We start from the raw sequence: 21,067 nt of genomic DNA, 5'->3' as shown, positions 1-21,067 counted from the left end.
GTTTTTCGCAAAACGCCAGCTTAACGACGTCCCGCGCGGCCTCCACCTACAACGTCTTTTACAGCGCCTTTTACAGCGCTGCGGCCCACTCTCGCACGCCCGGCAGCCACTGCGTAGCTTTCGCCACAAACTCCTGCCGGTCCAGCGCGCCCGCTCCGGCCTGCACCGACCCCAGCAGCGGCACCCCGGTGATGCGCGGCAGTTCCTCCAGGTTCGTCTCAATGATCGGGTCGACCTCCGACGGCAGCGAACCGCCCACCAGCGCCGTGACATTGACCCCACGGCCCCGCGCCACCTCGACGGTGAGCTCCGCCTCGTTCAGGCAACCCAGGTCCAACCGCGTCACGACCACCATCTGACTACCCGGCAACAACGCCGCCAGCTCCGGCAGCGCCCAGTCCTCGCCGAGCCGCACCAGCAAGCCGCCCGCGCCCTCCACGAGGACAACGCGGTTCGGCCCGTCGATAAGCTTGATCTTTTCAGCGATCTCCGTGGCGTTCGGCAGGCGCATTCCCGCGCGCTGCGCCGCCGCCACCGGCGCCATCGGCTCGGGGTAACGCACGAAGCCATGCAGGTTGTCGATCCCCGTCAGCTCCGCGACAGTGTCCAAATCGCCGCCATTTGGGCCCGGGAAACCGGTCTGAATCGGCTTGACGACGTGCACCTGCCTGCCCTCTTCGCGTAGTGCCGCCGCCAGGGCTGCCGTGCCGATGGTCTTTCCAATATCGGTACCGGTGCCGGTGACAAGGACGATGCTCATGGTGGTTAGTGCTCCTTTTGGCTGTGGTGGTGTGGGGGGGGGCTGTGACGCTGTTGTGTTGCTTCGCTGCGCGGTTGGTCGTCGTGCTGATTGCGCTACTTGTTGTGCTGCTTCGCTGCGCTACCTACGTTTTTCCTCTGCGGCGACTATGGCGGCGATGGCCTCGCAGATACGGTCGACCTCGTCATTGGTGCTGATATACGGCGGCATGGTGTAGACCAGCTTGCCGAATGGACGCAGCCACACCCCGGCATCGACAGCCGCCGCGGTGGTCAAGCCCATGTCCACTGGACGCTGCATCTCCACGACACCGATTGCGCCAAGGACACGCACATCAGCCACGGCATCGCTGCTGGCTAGGGGCTGCAGCTGTTCGCGGAGTCGGGACTCGATGCGCGGGACATCCTCACGCCACTGCCCTTCTGCAATCAGGTCGAGCTGCGCGCAGGCCACCGCACAGGCCAAGGGGTTGCCCATAAAGGTCGGGCCGTGCATGATGCCTCCGCCTGCACCACTGGAAATAGTACGAGCCACATCGGCGGTGGTGAGAGTGGCTGCGAAGCTCATAAAGCCGCCGGTCAGCGCTTTGCCGACACACATAATATCCGGCACAATCCCGGCCGCCTGCGTCGTGAACAGGTCCCCAGCACGGCCGAAGGCGGTGGCAATCTCATCCGCGATGAGGAGAATGCCGTGCTTGTCACACAGCTTCCGGAGCCCCACAAGCAGCTCATGATCATGGAACCGCATGCCACCAGCTCCTTGGACTACTGGTTCCACGATGAGGCCGGCGACGGAGTCGTCGATAAGCGAATCGAAGTGCGCGAGATAGCGTGCGCGTTCCTCTTCGGTTGCGCCGCGGGCGGGTGGTTTGTCGGCGAAGACCTGCGGAGTCCACTGGCCCGTCCACAGCGAATGCATGCCGCCCTCAGGGTCGCAGACGGTCATGGGCGCGCGAGTGTCGCCGTGATAGCCGCCGCGCCAGGTGGCAAGGCGGGTGCGCTCGGGATGCCCCTTGGCCTGCTGGTACTGCAGTGCCATTTTGATAGCAACCTCGACGGAAACCGAGCCAGAGTCCGAGTAGAAGATGGCATCGAAGCCGGGGCCCGCGAGCTTTAGGAGCTTTTCCGCCAGCTCAATGGCCGGGCGGTGTGTGAGTCCGCCGAACATGACGTGCGACATCGTGGTGGCCTGCTTCTTCGCAGCTGCGACCAGCTTCGGGTGCGAGTGCCCGTGGCAGGCGGCCCACCAGCTGCTCATGCCATCGATGAGGGTGCGGCCGTCGGCGAGGTGGAGGTTGACGCCTTCGGCGGACTCGACCAGCTTGGGCGCGACCGGTGACGGGATGGGGCCGTACGGGTGCCAGATGTGGTCGGCATCGAAGGCTGCGAGGTCGGCGGCGGATGCTTGCGTTGGCTGCGGTGTAGGCGACTTCGCGGATGCTGGTGCAGGTGACGGTACGAGTGGTTGGGTGGTTTCCGAGGCTGTCATGATACTCAAGCATAATACCTGTACAACGCCAGACTTGAACACCGTTCGGGGTTGGTGGTAGCACCTCCGGCGATGGCTACATAGACTCTCAGCGACTTCACGACACCCATGTCACCTCGTGGCAGCTGTGGAGGTGGCATGAGGTGACACCCGTGTCGTGAAGTGGAGTTTTGGGATGGAGTTTGGGGGGGGCGGCAGCGGCAGCGGGCAGCGGGCACCGGCAGCGGCTGCGGCAGCGGGGCTAAGCCCGATGAGCCAGCCAGCTAGTACAGCCGCCCCGCCTGGCTCCACACTCGTCGGCGACGCATGGCCAACTCGGCCGCCTTACCTGTGATTGTGATGGGCTGCCGCGCGAAGGCGTAGTTTCCGCGATAGCAACTGCCACCATTTGCCAGGTGACGTCGGATTTCTGCGGCCGCTTGCCGCAAGGTGGCTACGGCGGTGCCGTCGAAAAGCTGTGACCAGACGATTCGGATAACATTCAGTCCGAGATTCTTCAGGCGCTTCTCGCGCTCCAGCTCCTTTGCGATTGCCACCTGCGTGTCCGCGACCCCGCCGTCGGTGTATTTCATACGGCCATCGAACTCGACGATCAGCCCAAGTTCGGGCAGGTAGAAGTCCACGCGTGCGATGAACCCACGATCATCCCGAAAGGAAACCTGCTGAAGCAACGGAGCCCGAGAATCGTTGACAGAAGCTAGCCCCGCCTGGACGATTGCTTCTTTAGTGAGCGACTCGCCGATGCTTTCCGACGACGCTGTCGCCTGCCGCAACAACCTCCTGGCCTGTGCATTTCCCGGAGCACGCGGATATGCATCCAACGTGGCCAACAGTTCCTCGGTGTCGGTGTGGCGCTGGAGGGCGGCGTCGGCAAGCACTAGTGCATTGTGCGGGGTGCGGGAACGGCAGACGTCGATGACGGACTTTGGGACATCGGTGACGAGGCGGCCATCGATTTCTACGATGTCCTCGGGGAGAATCCGGCCGGAGACGCGGATGAGGCGTTTGTGCGGCTGGTACGGGCCATTCGGCGTGCTTCGCGATTGCCCGCGCGTGCGGCCGGAGTTGGCTATCGCGATGGGAGTGTTGTGTGTGAGCAGAGGTAAACCGTGGAGAGCAGCGGCGGCATCGCGGGTGACTACGGTGGCGGTGTCGCGATGGACGAGCGCTTTGATTTCCAGGACGTAGCGTTCGGTGCTGTTTAGGGTGAGCCACCTGTCGACAGGCACGTACGCGCCGTGTGCGAGCCACAGGAGGCTGCCGCTTTTGGCCCGCCGGAGGAGATCTCGGTCGGAGTGCTGGCCGATTCGGGAAATTGCGAATGTGCTGGGGCGGGCGCATTCGCGCTGCTGGCCGGTACGGATGATGTCGTCGGCGTCGTAGTTCCACTGCGGCATCGGATTGCGCTCCTGAGGTCCAGGCAACTGCTGGTGGGTGGGTGGCGGGGTGTGAGTGTTTGTGGGTTTGTGTGTTTGTGAGTGTTTGCGAGTGTTGGTGAGTGCTACGTTCTCATTTTTGGGCTCACACGGAGGCTCAGAAGGCGTCAATTTGGCGTCGACTGTGGATAGTTTGCAGTTTTCGGGAGTTATCCACAGGGCGTGTGGTGGGTGTGTGGTGGGTGTGGTGGGTACAAAGGCTCGCAGTGAGCTGAGGCGAGCAGCAAACCCAGCCCGAAATGCGACTTCACGACACCCATGTCACCTCGTGGCAGCTGTGGAGGTGGCATGAGGTGACACGCGTGTCGTGAAGTGGGTTAGCCGATGGAGCGAGCCCCGCAGCCCGCGGCCCAGCTAGCCCCCCCCCTGTCCAACCGCCCCAGAACCCCACCTAGTCCAACGGCTCGTCGATCAAGTCGACCTCAGGCAGCAGCGGAGCCAAATCAGGCAGCTGGTCCAGCGAATCAATCCCCAAAAGCTCCAGGAACAGCGTCGTCGTAACGTACAAATGCGCACCGGTTGCCGGGTCCTCTCCGGACTCCGCAATCAGACCGCGCGCGACCAGCGTGCGCATCACGCCATCAACATTGACACCACGCACACCGGAGACCTGCGCACGCGTGGCCGGCTGTCGGTAAGCCACTACTGCCAGCGTCTCCATAGCTGCACGTGAGAGCTTCGACTGCGAGCCATCCAGCAAGAATCGCTCGATCGCGCTGGCATGCGCGGGAGCTGTGTAGAAGCGCCAGCCCTCATCCGTTTCACGCAGCTCAATGCCGCTGCGACGTGCACGGTATTCGTACTCGATCTCGCGAAGCACGTCACGGACATCACTTGCGGAAACATCCAGCGCCCGCGCCATATCCTCCGCCGCCACCGGCGTATCGACTACCAGCAGAATCGACTCAACGCCTGCTCGCAACGGGTCAATGGGCGGCAACTGCGCCGAAGAAGCAGACGCGGGCTCCACGGCCTGCTCGGATGGTGCGGAACTGGTTTCGCTCATGCGCGTCAGATTACGCAACCTCCCGCGCCGGGCGCTAATTGGCCGGGCGCTAATCAGCTGTTAGCACCAGCCCGACCAAGCCCAGCCCCAACAGCCAGCCCCAACGCAGCCCAGCCACCTACTCCCAGTTCGCCGCCGCCACGACGGCCGGGTCCACGTCCAGTCCGGTCCAGGCCACGTGGATTTCCTCCAGCGCCTCCTCCTGCTCCACACCGATCGCCTTGGCTCGGTAGAGCTCCAGCAGCGCCAGGAACCGCCCGACAACCTCCATGGACACGCGGCACTCCGAGGTCAGCTGCGTAAACGTCAACCAGGTCCCCTCGCCGGCCAGCCGCAGCGAGTCCAGAATTTTGCCCGCCTGCTCCGGCACGGACACGGGCACACCGTGGATGTGCCCGACGCCGACTTCCTCCGGCGGCTTCGGCCGCATCACGACGGCCGCAAACTCGGCGAACTCCCCGAGCGTCATGCCCAGGCGCACGGGCGGCAGCAGCTCCTCGAACTGCTTGTCCGGCCCCACAGCTCGCGGATAGCGCCGCGGCGCGGTCTTCTGCCACTCCTCGAACTGGTCGGCTACCTTGCCATACGCCTGGTATTGCAGCAGTCGGGCGAACAGCAGGTCGCGCGCTTCTAGCAGTTCGAGGTCTTCTTCGCTGTCGACGTCGCCACGCGGCAGAAGCCGTGCGGTTTTGAGGTCGAGCAGCGTCGCTGCCACGACGAGGAATTCGGTGATTTCGTCGAGGTCGCTGACTGCGTCGAGGCTGCGCGTGTACGCGATGAACTCGTCGGTGACCGCCGCCAGCGCGACTTCGGTGACGTCCATCTTTTTGCTGCTGATCAGCTGGAGCAGCAGGTCGAAGGGCCCGTTGAAGTTCGCGAGCGCGACGCGGAAGCCGGTGATCTCTTCCTGCACGCCCTCGCTTGACGACGGTTCGGGAGTGTAACTATCCGGGGAAGTCACCTATTATTTGCGGCCTTTGCGTTCGATGACCTCGCGGGCCAGGTTGCGGTACTGCGCCGCAGCTGGGGTGTTCGGTGCCCAGGTGGTGATGGGCTCGCCGGCGACGGAGGTTTCCGGGAAGCGGACGGTACGAGTGATGACCGTGTCGAAGACCTTGTCACCGAAGACCTCGATGAGGCGTTCCATGACTTCCTTGGCGTGGCGCGTGCGGCGGTCGAACATGGTGACCAGGATGCCGGAGACTTCCAGGTTGAAGTTCAGGCGGTCGCGGACCTTGGCCACCGTGTCGGTGAGCAGTGCCAGACCGCGCAGGGAGAAGTACTCCGCCACCATTGGGATAATGACGCCCTCGGAGATGGTCAGCGCATTGACGGTCAGCAGGCCTAGCGACGGCTGGCAGTCAATGATGATGAAGTCGTAGTCATTCATCACTGGGCGCAGCGCGCGTCCGAGGGCCTGCTCGCGGCCGACTTCGTTGACAAGCTGGATTTCCGCCGCCGACAGGTCGATATTGGCCGGAACGAGGTCCAGGCCGGAGACCTTGGTGTGGTGGATGGCATCGCGAACGTCGGTGGTGTCATCGACGATGAGGTTGTAGACGGTCAGGTCGAGCTCCTCATGCGGGACACCAAGACCGGCGGATAGTGCGCCTTGTGGGTCTAAGTCAACGAGCAGGACTTTACGACCGAACTCTGCCAGTGCCGCGCCCAGGTTGATGGTCGAGGTGGTCTTCCCCACGCCGCCCTTCTGGTTACACATTGCCAGGATGACTGCGGGGCCGTGACTGTTCAGGGGTGCGGGTTCCGGCAGCTCACGTGCCGGACGACCGGTGAGACCGAGTTCAACTCGATCGGCCTCAAACAACCCTTCTTCAGCCACAGTCAATCCCTCTTCCTTGAAGATTTCTCATCAATTCTACTGCGCGATATATTACCGCCACATATTACCGCGAGTATTCAGCCCGTGGGTGAGCCCCCGCCCAGACTCGTCGCATATTCTCCGCGGTAATCATGGTGTAGATCTGGGTCGTCGTCACCGAGGCGTGCCCCAGCAGCTCTTGGACCACGCGCACATCGGCACCGCCCTCAATGAGGTGTGTGCCGAAACTGTGGCGCAGGGTGTGCGGGGAGATTTTCACGCTCAGCCCGGCGCGCTCGCCTAGCTCCGCCAGCGTATTTCCCGCCGACTGCCGAGACAGCCTGCGCCCCAGCGAGTTAATAAACAGCGCCGGCCCGGAGTTCGCCCGCACCCAGCTCGGCCGCCCGCGTGTCAGCCACGCATCCAGCGCCGCCATGGCCGGCGATCCCACGGGCACGATGCGCTCCTTGCCGCCCTTACCGCGCAGCAACACGAGGTTGGTTTCGCGATCCACGTCATCGATATCCAGGCCGGTGACCTCGGAAACGCGCGCACCGGTCGAGTACAAAAACTCCACCAGCGCGCGGTTTCGCAAATCCGTCACGTCGGCGGTCTCATCGTCGGGGATGGACTCGATAAGCCGAGTGACCTCATCAATGCTGAGCGCCTTCGGATACCGCGAGGGCTGCTTCGGCGGCGCCACCCGCTTGGCGACATCCACATCCAACGCGCCCTCACACACCGCGAACTTGTGGAAGCTCCGCACGGCCGACAGCGACCGCGTCACCGAGGTCGGGGCCAGCGCTGGCCTTCCCGCCGACTTATCTCCCCGCGCCAGATACGCCAGGAACTCTGACACATCCTGCTCGGTGACCTGCGCCAATCGCGTACGCCCAATCTCCCGCAGATAGGTGCGGTACTTCTCCAAGTCGCGCTTATAACTGGCGAGCGTATTCGCCGACAAGCCCTTTTCCACCGCGAGGTAGGTGACGAAGGCGTCGACAAGCGGATCGATCGAACTCATCGGATACGTTTCAGGTCCGCGCCGGCGCCGAGCTGCTCTGTTCGACGCTGAGCCAGAGTCGTCGGTCGAATATCGAACGGCTCCGCGACCGAGCGTGGCGTGGCACCCCTCAGCAGCACCTCCGCCGCCAGCAGAATGCCGGACAGCGCGATGCCGTTGAGGATCTCTCCGCGCAGCGCCATCGCCACCGCATCCTCGGCCGGAATCCACGACGCAGTCATGTCCGCTTCCTCATCGTGGGCTTCCGGCTTATCGACGGCACGGAGACCCTGGGCCAGATAGATCCGGACCGCTTCCTCTGCGAAGCCGGGCGAGCTGAACATATCGGTAAGCAGGGACCAGGACCCGGCCTCCAGTCCGGCTTCCTCGACCAGCTCGCGTTTGGCGGCCTCCAGCGGGTCCTCGTCCGCGACATCGAGAAGCCCGGCCGGCAACTCCACCAAGCGCTGCCCCGCCGCCTGCCGCCACTGATTCAGCAGGTAAAGGCGGTTATCCTCATCTGTGGCAACGATAGCGACAGCACCGAAATGCTCCACGATTTCGCGGGCGGACACATTCCCGCCTGGCATTCGCACCTGGTCGCGGCGGACCGCGATGATAGGTGCCTCGAGAACAATCTCGGAATCAACAACGTCAAATTCGTGCGCCATGAGTTTCACTCTAATAGGTAGGGCGGATTCGCCCTTGTGGCACTAAGCTAAGCGCGCTTGAGGGCTGCGTTGATGAGTCCGTCGAAAAGCGGATGGGCGTTGGTGGGGCGTGACTTCAGCTCCGGGTGTGCCTGCGTGGCCACGAGGTATGGGTGCACGTCCGTGGGGTACTCGACGAATTCGACGAGCTTGCCGTCCGGCGAGGTGCCCGAGATGACCAGTCCGGCTTCTGACAGCTGGTTGCGGTAGGCGTTGTTGACCTCGTAGCGGTGGCGGTGGCGCTCGGCGACATCGGTGGTGCCGTAGAGGCGAGCGACGACGGAATCTTCGGCGAGCTTTGCCGGGTAGGAACCCAGGCGCATGGATCCACCCAGGTCAGCCTCACCGGAGACGGCCTGCAGCTGTTCCTCCATCGTGGCGATGACCGGCTCGGCCGCATTCTCATCGAACTCGGTCGAGGACGCGCCCTCAACACCCGCAGTACGCGCCGCCTCGATGACAACACACTGCATACCCAGGCAGATTCCCAAAAGTGGCGTGCCGGTTTCCTTGGCATATCGGATGGTAGCGATCTTGCCTTCGATTCCGCGCCCGCCGAAGCCGCCGGGGATGACGATCGCGTCAACGCCGGCCATGTTTTCTTTCAGCCCCTCGGGGGTTTCGCAGTCGTCGGAGGCAACCCAGCGGATGTTCGCCTTCACGCGGTGAGCAAAACCGGCTGCGCGCACGGCTTCCGCGACGGACAGATAGGCATCCGGCAGGTCAATATACTTGCCGACGAGCGCCACCGTGACCTCACCCTTCGGGTTGTGGACGCGCTCAAGCAGGTCGCCCCACACGGCCCAATCCATGTCGCGGAACGGCAAGTTCAGGCGGCGAATGATGAAGGTGTCCAGGTGCTCGTCGTAGAGGACCTTCGGGATGTCGTAGATGCTCGGCGCATCCGGGCAGGACACCACGCCCTCGCGGTCGATGTCGCACATCAGCGCAATCTTGTTTTTGAGGGAATCGGGAACGTCGCGGTCGCATCGCAAAACGACGGCATCGGGAACCAGGCCAATCGAGCGGAGTTCGGCCACCGAGTGCTGCGTGGGCTTGGTCTTCAATTCCTTGGAGGGGCCGAGGTACGGAACCAGTGACACGTGTAGGTAGAAGACGTTTTCGCGGCCGACGTCGTGACGCACTTGCCGCGCGGCTTCCAGGAAGGGCTGCGATTCGATATCGCCGACGGTGCCGCCGATTTCGGTGATGACCACGTCGGGCTTGTCGCCGTTCGCGTCCGCGTTGCCCATAGCGACGATGCGGGATTTGATCTCGTCGGTGATGTGCGGGATGACCTGGACGGTCTGGCCGAGGAATTCGCCGCGGCGCTCCTTGGCGATGACCGAGGAATAGACCTTGCCGGTGGTGACGTTGCCGCCGGCGGAGAGGTTGCGGTCGAGGAAGCGCTCGTAATGCCCCAGGTCCAGATCGGTTTCCGCGCCGTCTTCGGTGACGAAGACCTCGCCGTGCTGGAAGGGGTTCATGGTGCCCGGATCCACATTGAGGTAGGGATCGAGCTTTTGCATAGTCACTTTGAGACCACGCGAGGTAAGCAGGCGGCCGAGCGAAGCCGCAGTTAAGCCTTTGCCGAGGGAGGAGGCAACGCCTCCTGTAACGATGATGTATTTCGTAACCACGGGACTTCAGAATATCGCTTGCGCGGGCGCGAGCGCAAGCGACTTTTCACAATGGCGGAGATTAATTACGCAACTAGGTAAGACTTTCAAAAATCATGGTCGCCTGGATGCATAAACGCGATTACGTCATTACCCTCGGGGCTATGACTGATTTAACGAATAAGACCATTGCAGTATTGGCCACTGACGGATTCGAGGACTCCGAGCTGACTAGCCCGGCTGAGGCCGTAAAGGATGCCGGTGCGACCGTGCACGTTATCTCCACCGAAGAAGGCTCCATCGAGGGCAAGAATGGCACGAAGGTGGACGTCGATAAGCTCACCAGCAGCGTTTCTGCTGATGATTACGATGCTCTGATTCTGCCGGGCGGCACCGTGAATGCTGACCAGATCCGCATCGATAAGGATGCTGTGGCCCTGGTGAAGGGATTCGCCGCAGCTAACAAGCCAATCGGCGTGATTTGCCACGGCGGTTGGATTCTCACCGACGCGGAAGCCTTGAAGGGCCGCACGATTACCTCCTACATCAGCGTCAAGACCGACCTGGTGAACGCTGGCGCTAACTGGGTCGACGAGGAAGTTGTCGTTGACGGCAACCTGATTTCCTCCCGTACCCCGGCTGATCTTAAGGCTTTCAACAAGGCGCTCGTAGAGAACTTCTAACCCCCGCCTGCCCCAAGACTCATCAAAGGAAGGCTGTTGCCATGACTTCGTATTGGGATAACCCAAAGTCACTGTGGGATCAGATTCCACAAAATGATCAGGAAGATGTTTCCGAGCAGCAGCCTTCCGCGCAGCAGCCCTCCACTCCTGAGCAACCTCCCGCACCTAAACAGCTTCCGCCACAACAAGGGCGTTACCGGGGACTGCTCTCGCACAACAGCATCGTTATCCAGCAGATCCGAAACTTCATGGCGGATGATTTCGACATCCTGGATACCGAGGGCAATTGCATCGGCAAGATTGAAACTACTGGCGGCACGTTGAGCCGCATGTTTATGGGCTCTCGTCGTCTGACAGTGTCCGAACCAGACGGCACTCCGGTATTCGTTATTACCGATCCGACCGATTTCGCCCTTGACAGCTACGAGGTCTATTACCCCGACCCGCAGGCAACAAGCCCTGAGGGCAAGCAGCAGGTCGGAGCAGACTCATCGCGCCTATTGGCAACTATTCAGCAGAAATTTGCGTTCTTTAAGCGGCGACTGGAGATTTCTATCCCCGGTTTTGCCCATTGCGAGGTCAACGGCGACGTTTGGCATTACGACGCAACCTTCAAGATCAATGACATCGAAGTTGCACAGATATTCCGCAAGTGGTCGGGTTTTACAAATATGCTAACCGGCAATGAGCGCTATGTTCTGCAGCTCAAGGATGATTTGCCGCCACAGCTACGCGCAGCCATTATTGGGGCGGCCATTGCACTGGATTTGATGGCGAAAAAGGCGCGTTCCGACAGCTAGTGACTGCTGCCGACAACGCGCCCTACCTCTTGTCCGGTTCTACCGCCGGTTACCGTCGCGGTTGCGACTATCGCTACCGCGATCCCGCAGCCTCAGCAATACGTCCGTCGATTTCCGTGATGCCATCAGAAACGGCATTGACGTGTTCTGGGCGAACATTGACATTGTCATTGATGCCGCCTTCCACAACGGCGGTTACCGGTACACATGGAACCTCAACATTGCGCCCCAGCGCATTAGCTACCAGCGCAATTGCCCGTGGCGAGAAAGTCAGCCCGATGTGGCCCGACAGGTCAGCCGAGCAACCATCCTGCAGCAGAATGTTGTTGGACGTTGGTGCCTGCCACTGGCTTGCTGCCATTGGAGTGACGGCCTCATCAACCTGGGTAGAGATTGCAACATAGTTGACACCCGGCTGCTCCAGACCGCGTTCATTCATCTTGGCCATGAACTCGCTATGCTGCAGTAGATCCACCAAGCTCGGACTGACAATGAAACCCGCAGCCTTATTGCCAGCATTGTCGAACTGGTCGAGCTGCTCCAAACCATAGGAGATACCGAGCAGCGATGTGCCGTGCAGGACGCCCGCCAGGGACACAACCGTGCCTATACCCCGGCCCTGCTCCTGCTTGGCGTAAGCGGCAGCCAATGTGCCACCAGCAGAGTGACCAACAATATCGACGGCGGTAGCACCAGTTTCAGCCTTGAGAGCGTCAATTTTTGCAGTCAGCTCAGCCAAAGCGGTGTCGAGCGGGGTCATGTTGCGCATGGTTGGAATAGAGCCCAACACCGAAAACTCGTCAGGGCCCAGCTTGCCGACGTTAAATGCGTACAGACACTTCCCCATTGCCTTTAGCTCTGGTGCCATGCGCGCATAGGTTTGGTACGAGTTCGAGTTCATCCCGTGGATCATGACCACCGGATTCTCACCAGGAGCAGGAACACACTGCACGTTTGTGCCCTCTGGACTGATGTTTTCCGTCATCCCCTGGTTGACCATGACAGTGGGGAAATCATTTGCCTTTGGGCCCCACTCGCCCATTTCGGTCCAGGACAGAACCTGATCATTACCGGTTGCCGAAGTTGGGTCAGCAGTCGCGATCGGAGCCGCTGCCATAGCGACACCAGCTGCGGCTACCAGTGCTGTGGCCGACCGTGCCAGCTTCGAGATTCCTCGATGAGTGCCCATGATTACTCCTTGCATAGAGCAGTGAATAGTAAAACGCTTCCAATAAGAACTACGACATGGGCAAGAGCAAAAACAGGCTATGAATCGCAATCGTACTCTGAAAGGCGCCCAATCGAAGCCCCTAAATAGGGTTAATAAAATGTAAACTAAATATAACTATAATACTATCCGCCTCCAGCTCGCAGGCTTTTAAAGTGATATCGCTCATAGGCCAAAACAGGCCGCACTTTCGTTGCAATGCCACAGGATCACTGCCGATACCTAAATCGCCGGTGAGATTAAACACCTGTTCCATCATTACTTCGGGCAGCGAGCGATGCAGGGTCCTACACCTCCAGCGAGGAAACCACGCCACTGATAGCAGAACTCAGTGAAAACACCTTTTTACCTGCCCATACAGTAAGGTATTTCACATGCACAAACGACACATTTTTGCCCTCGCACTGACTATTCCAGCGCTGTGCCTTTCGGCGTGCTCCAACGGAGAACCGGAAAAAGCATCGGAGCCGACTACCGTTACAAAAACTGTCACCAGCCCAGAAAGCAGCACAGAATCGACTGCACAATCCACCACCAAGACCTCTAACCCGTCGACACCCCCGACCCAGACAACGGAAAGCCCCGGGGCCACTGGTTACACCGGCGCTCCTACTGGTGAGCCGACAGCTATAAACAAAACAATTTCGCATTGCGCGAAATCCTCGCAGGGTCTTTACGAGCAGGGCACCACCTGGTTTACCGACGGCACCTCCGGTTGGACACAGTATTGCGCCAACAATTTCTATGACGGTCCTTCCACGAACACTGCCCCGGAGCCTCAGAACAACGAGCCATCCCCGTGGGTTCAAGGCCAAATCGACTGGGCTGATTGCCTGAACTCTGGCCATTCCGAGGAAGAGTGCCGCGCGATGTTGAATTAAGAAGCCGCTGTCGCCTTCGCCGAAAAGCACTCGCAGCGGCAGCTACGCCAATTCAATTCAAAGCCACCACCGCCCCCAAAGAAATCCCACAATCCCCTACCGCACGCCCTCCCCAGCATGCAGCGAGATCGGTGACGCGTTGCCCCCGCGCCGTCGTCACCGAGAAGTTCGCCTTACTTGCTAGGTAGCGGTTATCGGAGGCCTCAATCGGCGTTCCGTCCAGCGTGAATGCACGGCGCCGGACTCGCAGCAAAGGCGCACCCACCTGGATCTTCAGCAGTGCAGCATCCTCTTCATTGGCCGGAACCGCATCAATGGTGCGCGTCCTAACAGCACCTAACTCTCCAACCGTTCCAAAACCAGCGCAGCGACTTCATCAATTTTCTCTGCATAGCCAGTGCGCTGGTTCAGCTGAGTTCCCCGCACGCCATCGGTTGCTTGCAGGTCTGCAATTGGTGAATGACTGTCCTGGGCGGTCGCCGACATGGAGTACATGTGCGGCACATGCCCAATCAGGTACTGGTCACACGAATGCCCGAAGCTATCGCCGATCCGCTTTGCTTCGTCGTCAAACTTGCCGCGGAATCGTTCAAAGGCTCCGACCAGCTGCTCTTTACCGTTCGAGCGCCTCTTCACGTATTCCAGCGTTGTGTAGCCAAGGTACTGAAGCCCACGCCCGTCATGCCCGAGCAACCGAAGCTTTCGAGTTTTCTTCGCAATATCTGGCGAGTAGTTCCTCCACTGGGCAAGATTCCCCTCGGAAATTTCGCTGTACTCAGTCACCCAGTCGTTGAACCACTTGGCGAGGTTTCCAAAGACATGGAAGCTAAACAGGTCGGTTGACGTCGGAGTAACGAAGGCGTCGCAGCCCAAGAGTACGGTTCGATTGAAAGGGCCTAACGACGGTCCCACGTCGTAGAAGATGTAGTCGTATCGATCCTCATCCTCCATAGCCACAGCCAACTGCCCGGCCCAGTGGATTCGCCGAAAATCACCAGTTTTCTTGGCTAGCGATGACTGCCATGCGTCACTCATGACATCTTCGATGTTGGAAAGAGCCGGGTGTCCCGGCAGGACATCGACGCCAAACCGCTCCGAACGCGCCGGCCGGATGTCGGGCTCGATATCGGTCTCGCCTTCTCGTAGCGGAATAAACAGCGAGTAGACGGTATTAGCCAACGAATCTCGCTCGGCCTGTTCGTCATTCTTGCTGCTCAGGTAGATTCTCTCGTGCTGCTCTTCAGTCAGCATGAGTTGTGTGACACGCCTGCTGACAGGTTACACCCGGCTGTGAGATACCCTACTGATCCTCTTCGAAAAAGTCTTCATCCAGTTCGTAAAGGGTAATCTCGTGTGCTTTTTGGACCGCGACGCCATAGTCGAGCATGAGCGCGGATAGTTTCACGCCATCAATCAGAACGATTGTTCCGTGCCTATAGTTCGCTGCGGCTTCTACAGCGCCAGAAGTAAAACGAGAAGTCGTGATGAATACCCCCTTATTCGCACCTCGGGAATCTAGAGCGCCAATAAAGTTCCTAATCTCCCAATTGGCAACAGGATTCGAGTCAGCATAACGTTTGGCCTGTACATAGACCTTCCCAAGGCCCAGGGCATCTTCACGAATTACTCCATCGACGCCGCCATCATTCGACCGTCCCAGATGCTGTTTCTGGCCGTGGACACCGCCGTATCCCATCGCCCACAGCAGTTCAATAACTGCACGTTCAAAGAACTCCGGAGTCGAGTCCTGCAGGCGCTGCCGCAAATCGGTGGAGACCTTCGCGTTCCAATCGGCTTGCGCATCTTCCACCATCTCTAATGGCGACTTTGCCGGACTACTCGGAACCTCACCCCATGCAGCTAAAGTTCCTCCGCTACGCTCACCCGAGGATGCCGGTAGATCAGCCGCTGCATTGCCGGACCTCTTACGCTCCCGAATCTCATCTTGATACTGCCGCCACTTAGGCCACTCCAGCATGTCCTTTTCGGAGTACTCCGCAAGGTTCCTTGAATCAACTTCGCGTCCGTTGTCCGAAATCACGTATCGCCCGCGCTTAGGTCGAAACACCAAGCCAGCCTGAGCAAATGAGGAACAAGCCCATGCAATTCGATTTCTATAGCGTGGCTGCCCAGACGGAACGGTTTCTTCCAGGACTTCAGGCGCCAAGCGCATGTGTTTAGCCACATCGTCGCCTAATTCCCTAATTCGGCGCTCTCGACCGTCGGATAGTACTCGCAGTACCACTGGACGGAACTGGTCAATCGTCGGAGTATTGTCAACTGTCATAAACAAACTATAAACGTCTCATGCTGACTGGAACGTAGATTACCTTTTTGGCTCTGATTCAACGTCTACTTGGCGGAGCGCTGCACCCTAATCTCGGGCTCCAACCCATCCACAATCCGCACGGTCTCCATAGCGACCCGCACTACACGCCCAATAAGGTCCACGATGTAACGCGGGTTCCCTACCTCGTCAGCCCAATCATTCGGGTCGTTAACGATGCCGGATACCTTGTCCTTCTTGACCTGATAACGGTCAATCAGCCATGCCACCGCTGAACGGGAACCCAACATATACCCGTCGGCTTCCGCCGGAATACCAGCAATGGTCACGTGCTTGTTGTAAATCAACTTCGTCACGTCATTGACGTTCTTGCCGGTCTCCGGATCCTTGCGCTTAGCCCACTTCATCTTGAGCACACGCCACGTCTCGCGGTCAGACTCATCACCCTTAACCTGGATATCCAACGGCCACGGCTCCACAGACTCATAACCCACATGCAGGTCCATCAGCTCCTTGCCCGCAGCAGCAAACTTGTCAAACTCCGCACGTGACGACGGTGTCTCAATATGCGGCAGCATTTTCTTCAAGTCAGCCGCATACTTCGTGCGGTAGACAGGGTCATGCAACTTGCCGTAGACAAAGTGGAAAATGTCATCGCCTGTAATGTCCGCGCCCAGTGCATCACGGTAAATCCTTTTGACCTCGTTGGTGGTGTTATCTACGCGCATATAGCCGTCAACAATCTCACCAATCTCGCCGTAGACGCTGGTTTCGCCTTGCTTTACGACGCTGTTCTCACCAAACAGCGCACCGTCATCTGCCGCGATATCTGACCAGGTAAAGCGGGGAAAGAACTGACCGGTATATGTAAAGAAAGAAAGATCAGGCATAAGCTCAGTTGCAAGCACCGCAAAGCTTGCCGCGTCTCGCGGAGCCATCACAACAAAACCAATATTCTGATGCCCTGAGGTTGGGAACATTGATGGCAGTTGACCACGGCGATCATTATAATCCGGCGAGAAATACAGATGCTGCCGACAAAACGGCCTATAGATTCCTCCCCGACAAGCTCTGCTGTCGAAACAGAGATGCTCTCCTCTCTTCTTCAGCTGGTCATATCGGGATGACCACTTTATCCTTTTAGGATCAAGGCTCTTCGTATCAACAATTTTGTTGAAAAAGTCCAATGAGGATTGGACATTAATGAGTAAATTACTCCTATTAAATGAATACGCCCATGCGTCACGAGCAGTTCCGACTCCGCCGCTGTTAGCCTTGAAGAATGAAATCTTCCCAGTGCCTTCCTTTTTCTCGCTAAGCACCGGCCATATTGGGAACTCTTCCGAACGTTGGTTTAACCAGTCTCCTTCCTTGTTCGGGTTGATTAGCTGCCAATCCATGCGCTCAATCGTGGAGGTCTCGACTATCTTGAATTTCTCTTCCGCAGTGAGGTAGTCCCCTATATCCCGGTAGTGCAATTGAAAATCTGATTTTGCAGGATCCTTAATACCGAGAGTGATAGCAACTGTATTTCGAGAACCTGAACCGAAAACCTTTCCACCTTCTTTACGCGACTGTTCACCTGCGGTGCGCTGGTTCCCACGCAGGTTGAACACGTACAAGTCAGTAAAATCTTCGGCCATGGACAACCGCACACCGTCGCCTGTGTTGCCATCGATCCATCCGCCATTTGAAACAAACGCCACTACACCTTGATCACCGATGCGGTCGGTCGCCCACCGGAACGCTCGCAGGTACGAGTCATACAGAGAGTTCTTCAATTGTGCGGTGGACTTGGCTGCATATGTCTCCGCAATGCGCTTGTCCAAGCTCGGATACTTCAGGTTTGCGTTCAAGTCATTTGCGGACTTCTGCCCGGCTGAATATGGCGGGTTACCAATCACCACGTTGATTGGCGCATTTTTCTGCCGCTCGATGGTGGCGTTGTTCTCCTGGAAAATATGCAGGTCCGGGATGTCCCCTTCCTCATGTATCTGGAAGGTGTCAGCCAGCGCAATGTTGGCGAAGGGCACATACTCCGGTACTGGTTCACCATTGCGGAGTGCTGCTTCTTCGCGCAGTGCATTGTAAGTGGTCTCAATGTTGACAGCTGAGACATAGTAAGCCAGCAGCATGATTTCGGTAGCGAAAAGCTCGTTGGCGTACTTGCGGGCGAGATCTTCCGGCTTGATGAGGCCGGACTGCAGGAGGCGAACTGTAAAGGTCGAGGTGCCGGCGAAAGGGTCGAGGATGCAGACGCCTTCGTCGGTAAGCCCCTTGCCGAAGTGCTTCTTAGACACGTCATCCGCAGCACGCAGAATGAAATCGACAATTTCAACTGGGGTGTAGACGATGCCCAGTGACTCAGCCTGCTTCTTGAAGGCTTTTTGGAAGAAGCGCTCGTAAAGCTCCTTGATGACCTGCTGCTTTCCCGAGGCGGAGTTCACTTCAGAGGCTCGAACACGGACGGACTCGTAGAACTTCTCGAGGGACTCGGTTTCGGTATCAAGATTGGCTTCGGAGAGGGCCCCGACCATCTTCTCCATAACCTGGGCCACGGGGTTATGGGTGATGAAGTCGTGGTTCTCGAAAAGAGCGTTGAAAACCGGAGCTGTAATCAGGTGCTGCGAAAGCATTGAAATAGCATCATCTTCGCTGATGCCGTCGTTGAGGTTATTGCGGAGTCCCTCTACAAAGCTATCGAATTCTGTTCGGAGTTTGGCATCGGCGCCGTCGACAAGCGCTTTGATGCGCGTGATTTGGTTTCCTGCGATAGTGGCAACGTCGTCCGCCCAATCCTCCCAGTATGTGCGGGTGCCCACTTTGTCGACGAGCTTGGTGTAAATGGCCTCCTGCCACTCTTCCAGAGAGAACAATACGAGTTGCTGAGTCAGCTCATCGTTATCGGCCAGAGGCTGCGGGTTTTTCACCGATTCGGCTTCGGCCTCGTTAATGGCATCGGTTGAAGAAGCGTTCGCGGAATCGGTGTCGGAGCCAGATTTCTGGGAATCCTTTTTGCCAATGTGGTCGACTTCGATTGGCAACTCTTCAGCAGGATTCGTTTCGTTCAACGCGATTGAATTGACCTTGGCATTGAAGCGATCATCATGCGCGCGCAATGCATTCAAAATCTGCCAGACGACCTTGAAACGTGCGTTGTCATTGAGCGCCTGTGCCGGCGAAACATCCGGGGCAACTGCGACCGGAAGAATAATGTAGCCGTAATCCTTGCCTTCGGACTTGCGCATGACGCGGCCGACGGACTGGACCACGTCCACCATGGAATTACGCGGGTTGAAGAAGATAACAGCATCCAGCGCCGGGACATCGACACCTTCGGACAAACAACGCGCATTAGTAAGTACGCGAGTGTGCTGCTCGGCAGCTGGCGACTCCAGCCACGAAAGCTTAGTGCCACGCTCAAGGGCGTTCATGCTGCCGTCAACATGCTGCGCAGAAATGGAAACGTCCACGTTGTGCAGAGAGACATCATTAAGAACTGCCTTTTCTTCCAGCAGTTCTCGATGCATGTTCACCAGTTGCGGATAGGAATCAGCAATTGCCTGCGACGTCTTGATGTCACGGGCGAACGCCACAGCGCGTTGCATCGGCGCGGCATCTTCATCGAATCCGCCCTTTTTGCCCTGCAGGGAACCAGAACGTTTGGCCAGGCCGTTCCATGCACCAATCATTGCCGAGGCCAGAGTGAGATTAATCTGGTTATCCTGGGTGCGGGCCATCGCATCGGCGGCTACGGACTCGTCAACAGTCATGACGAGAACCTTGTAGTCAGTGAGCAGTCCCTTTTCTACGGCTTCACCGAATCCGAGACGATAGAACTCTGGGCCGTAGATGGCTTCGTCATCCATGGAGGCAAGTTCGGCTGAGTGGTCCAGGGCCTTGCCCTTGACAGAATCGTCGTACAGACGCGGTGTGGCCGTCATATAGAGACGCTTCGAGGCCTTGATGTAGTCGGCATCGTGGATGCGGACGAAGTTACTCGCATCTTCACCGGCGAGGGTAATACCAGTGGTGCGGTGTGCTTCATCGCAAATGACTAGGTCGAAGTCGTCGAGACCTTGCTGCTGGGCATCATGGACGGCCGGCAACGACTGGTAAGTGGAGAAGACGATGTGCAAGCCCTTGGCTCGCTTGCCAGATTCAAAGCGCTTGGCGATTTCGGTGCCATTGGTTGAAACCGGGACCTCTAAGTCATAGGTCGCAATGTCTTCTGCTTTACGGGAGACCTTTGAGTCCGAACACACAGCAAAAGTGCGCATGTCAAAACGCGCCTGTGCAGTCCATTCTTTAAGTGTCTGTGACAAAAGCGAAATGGATGGCACAAGGAAGAGGATGCGGGCCTTGCCACCGTTTTCCTCGGCAACCCTTTCAGCGAGGCGAAGGGCGGTGAATGTTTTACCAGTACCGCAGGCCATAATCAGCTTTCCACGGTCGTGGGTAGCGAAACCAGCCATGGCTCCGTGGATAGCTTCTTGCTGATGCGGACGGGGCTCAAAGGTTTCACGCTGCGAGAGATTGATTTGAATCTCTGAGCCGGGGAAAGCGACATCCCAGTTAATCGGAGATTCTGCGATTGCAGCCGTGCCGATTCGGCTGGTTGGAATTAACTGATTAGCCAGTGCTTCTTCCGCATGCGACGACCAATGATCAGTTGTCGAGATGATGATACGGCTGCCGAAATGTTCGGGGCCGGACTCGGTTTTGAAGGATCGCCCAGACGCTTCAAAGAATGAATCGAGGTCGGCCTTGGCCAAGCGAGTCGTTGGCATGTAGAACTTGCACTGAATGGCCACCCACGTGCCGTCGTCAATGCGACGTGCGACCAAGTCGATACCGGTATCAGGCACTCCCCCGTTGTACTTCCAGTCCGACCAGCGATAAACCTCGTCAAACTGAGCTTTCAGAGTCGGGTCAATGCGGAAATAGTTGACCATGAGCTTCTCGAAAGCGATGCCATACTTCGCCTTCGGCTGATTCTCACGGAGTTGCTCAAGGACCTCTGAAAACTCGGACATAAAAGAATTCTGCCCGAAATATAGCGAGCATAAGCCGAGACGCGCGGTCCGGGGGGGGTAAGTTCCACATATTTCGCCCCGACTGCGTTTCATCCGACTTAACTATGCGGATCACCACCACCCCACGAACTACATATATATGGAGGAACCACCCCATATAAGTGCCCCCTGGGAGTCGCTTTCCCAAACAAACTGCTCGGTTGTTGCGCCTGACCATTGTTTCTTACAAAGGCAGATTACCTATCACAACCCGAAAAGCCTAACGCGCCTGATCTGCGCCCAGGCTTGGTCGAGCGTGAATTCAACGC

The 21,067-nt window shown here is 58.4% G+C and carries 18 protein-coding genes; 3 read left to right on the top strand and 15 right to left on the bottom strand.

Features of this window, described 5'->3' with window-relative positions:
* Positions 1-70 precede the first annotated feature (70 nt).
* The 9 genes from bioD to HMPREF2849_RS04870 all read right to left on the bottom strand — a co-directional run bounded on the left by bioD (position 71) and on the right by HMPREF2849_RS04870 (position 9,865).
* Entirely contained in the window at positions 71-760 is a 690-nt protein-coding gene (gene bioD, locus HMPREF2849_RS04910; RefSeq protein ID WP_070862670.1) for a dethiobiotin synthase, read from the bottom strand.
* Between the two features lie 120 nt (positions 761-880).
* Positions 881-2,251, bottom strand: a complete 1,371-nt coding sequence (locus tag HMPREF2849_RS04905; protein ID WP_083327250.1) for an adenosylmethionine--8-amino-7-oxononanoate transaminase — start codon at positions 2,249-2,251, stop codon at positions 881-883.
* Positions 2,252-2,514: 263 nt separating this feature from the next.
* The gene (locus HMPREF2849_RS04900) at positions 2,515-3,648 is read right to left on the bottom strand and encodes a PDDEXK family nuclease (RefSeq protein WP_070862669.1); all 1,134 of its coding nucleotides are present in this window, start codon (positions 3,646-3,648) and stop codon (positions 2,515-2,517) included.
* 430 nt (positions 3,649-4,078) lie between these two features.
* Positions 4,079-4,693, bottom strand: coding sequence for an SMC-Scp complex subunit ScpB (scpB, locus tag HMPREF2849_RS04895; protein WP_070862668.1), 615 nt, complete (start codon positions 4,691-4,693; stop codon positions 4,079-4,081).
* Positions 4,694-4,811: 118 nt separating this feature from the next.
* Positions 4,812-5,654: a segregation and condensation protein A gene (locus HMPREF2849_RS04890; protein WP_187402594.1), complete on the bottom strand. Its 843-nt coding sequence runs from the start codon at positions 5,652-5,654 to the stop codon at positions 4,812-4,814.
* Between the two features lie 3 nt (positions 5,655-5,657).
* The gene (locus HMPREF2849_RS04885) at positions 5,658-6,533 is read right to left on the bottom strand and encodes a ParA family protein (RefSeq protein WP_049189940.1); all 876 of its coding nucleotides are present in this window, start codon (positions 6,531-6,533) and stop codon (positions 5,658-5,660) included.
* Between the two features lie 64 nt (positions 6,534-6,597).
* On the bottom strand, positions 6,598-7,536 hold the full coding sequence (locus HMPREF2849_RS04880; protein WP_070862667.1) for a site-specific tyrosine recombinase XerD: 939 nt from the start codon (positions 7,534-7,536) through the stop codon (positions 6,598-6,600).
* Positions 7,533-8,186: an NUDIX domain-containing protein gene (locus HMPREF2849_RS04875; RefSeq protein ID WP_070862666.1), complete on the bottom strand. Its 654-nt coding sequence runs from the start codon at positions 8,184-8,186 to the stop codon at positions 7,533-7,535. The genes HMPREF2849_RS04880 and HMPREF2849_RS04875 overlap by 4 nt, the downstream gene beginning before the upstream one ends.
* 47 nt (positions 8,187-8,233) lie before the next feature.
* The gene (locus HMPREF2849_RS04870) at positions 8,234-9,865 is read right to left on the bottom strand and encodes a CTP synthase (RefSeq protein ID WP_070862665.1); all 1,632 of its coding nucleotides are present in this window, start codon (positions 9,863-9,865) and stop codon (positions 8,234-8,236) included.
* Between the two features lie 143 nt (positions 9,866-10,008).
* Here HMPREF2849_RS04870 and HMPREF2849_RS04865 point away from each other — a divergent pair, with 143 nt between their 5' ends.
* Both HMPREF2849_RS04865 and HMPREF2849_RS04860 read left to right on the top strand, forming a co-directional pair.
* On the top strand, positions 10,009-10,527 hold the full coding sequence (locus HMPREF2849_RS04865; protein WP_070862697.1) for a type 1 glutamine amidotransferase domain-containing protein: 519 nt from the start codon (positions 10,009-10,011) through the stop codon (positions 10,525-10,527).
* A 41-nt stretch (positions 10,528-10,568) separates the two neighbouring features.
* Positions 10,569-11,327 (top strand): LURP-one-related/scramblase family protein, encoded by a 759-nt coding sequence (locus HMPREF2849_RS04860; protein WP_070862664.1) that lies wholly within the window; start codon positions 10,569-10,571, stop codon positions 11,325-11,327.
* Positions 11,328-11,400: 73 nt separating this feature from the next.
* Here HMPREF2849_RS04860 and HMPREF2849_RS04855 read toward each other — a convergent pair whose 3' ends face one another.
* Together HMPREF2849_RS04855 and HMPREF2849_RS11195 are read right to left on the bottom strand one after the other, a co-directional pair.
* On the bottom strand, positions 11,401-12,516 hold the full coding sequence (locus HMPREF2849_RS04855) for an esterase/lipase family protein (protein WP_070862663.1): 1,116 nt from the start codon (positions 12,514-12,516) through the stop codon (positions 11,401-11,403).
* A 121-nt stretch (positions 12,517-12,637) separates the two neighbouring features.
* Positions 12,638-12,802: a hypothetical protein gene (locus HMPREF2849_RS11195; protein ID WP_168168072.1), complete on the bottom strand. Its 165-nt coding sequence runs from the start codon at positions 12,800-12,802 to the stop codon at positions 12,638-12,640.
* A gap of 127 nt (positions 12,803-12,929) precedes the next feature.
* On the opposite strand from HMPREF2849_RS11195, the gene HMPREF2849_RS04850 reads away from it, so the two are divergent.
* Positions 12,930-13,436, top strand: coding sequence for a hypothetical protein (locus HMPREF2849_RS04850; protein ID WP_069359500.1), 507 nt, complete (start codon positions 12,930-12,932; stop codon positions 13,434-13,436).
* 52 nt (positions 13,437-13,488) lie between these two features.
* Here the strand turns inward: HMPREF2849_RS04850 and HMPREF2849_RS10965 are convergent, their stop codons facing one another.
* From HMPREF2849_RS10965 to HMPREF2849_RS04835, 4 genes are all read right to left on the bottom strand, one after another.
* Complete coding sequence (locus HMPREF2849_RS10965; protein WP_246822108.1) at positions 13,489-13,701, bottom strand: hypothetical protein; 213 nt, start codon at positions 13,699-13,701, stop codon at positions 13,489-13,491.
* 71 nt (positions 13,702-13,772) lie between these two features.
* A complete protein-coding gene (locus tag HMPREF2849_RS04845; RefSeq protein WP_070862662.1) occupies positions 13,773-14,687 on the bottom strand; it encodes a ParA family protein in 915 nt (304 codons plus the stop codon).
* Between the two features lie 49 nt (positions 14,688-14,736).
* Positions 14,737-15,723, bottom strand: a complete 987-nt coding sequence (locus HMPREF2849_RS04840; RefSeq protein ID WP_070862661.1) for a restriction endonuclease — start codon at positions 15,721-15,723, stop codon at positions 14,737-14,739.
* Positions 15,724-15,788: 65 nt separating this feature from the next.
* The gene (locus HMPREF2849_RS04835; protein ID WP_070862660.1) at positions 15,789-20,759 is read right to left on the bottom strand and encodes a DEAD/DEAH box helicase; all 4,971 of its coding nucleotides are present in this window, start codon (positions 20,757-20,759) and stop codon (positions 15,789-15,791) included.
* Between the last annotated feature and the right edge of the window lie 308 nt (positions 20,760-21,067).

Origin of the sequence: Corynebacterium sp. HMSC073B01 (assembly GCF_001838255.1) — a bacterium.
In the GTDB taxonomy this organism is placed as follows: Bacteria; Actinomycetota; Actinomycetes; order Mycobacteriales; family Mycobacteriaceae; genus Corynebacterium; species Corynebacterium jeikeium_D.
The sequence above is the reverse complement of the archived record's forward strand: the minus strand, read 5'-3'. Positions and strand labels throughout refer to the sequence as shown.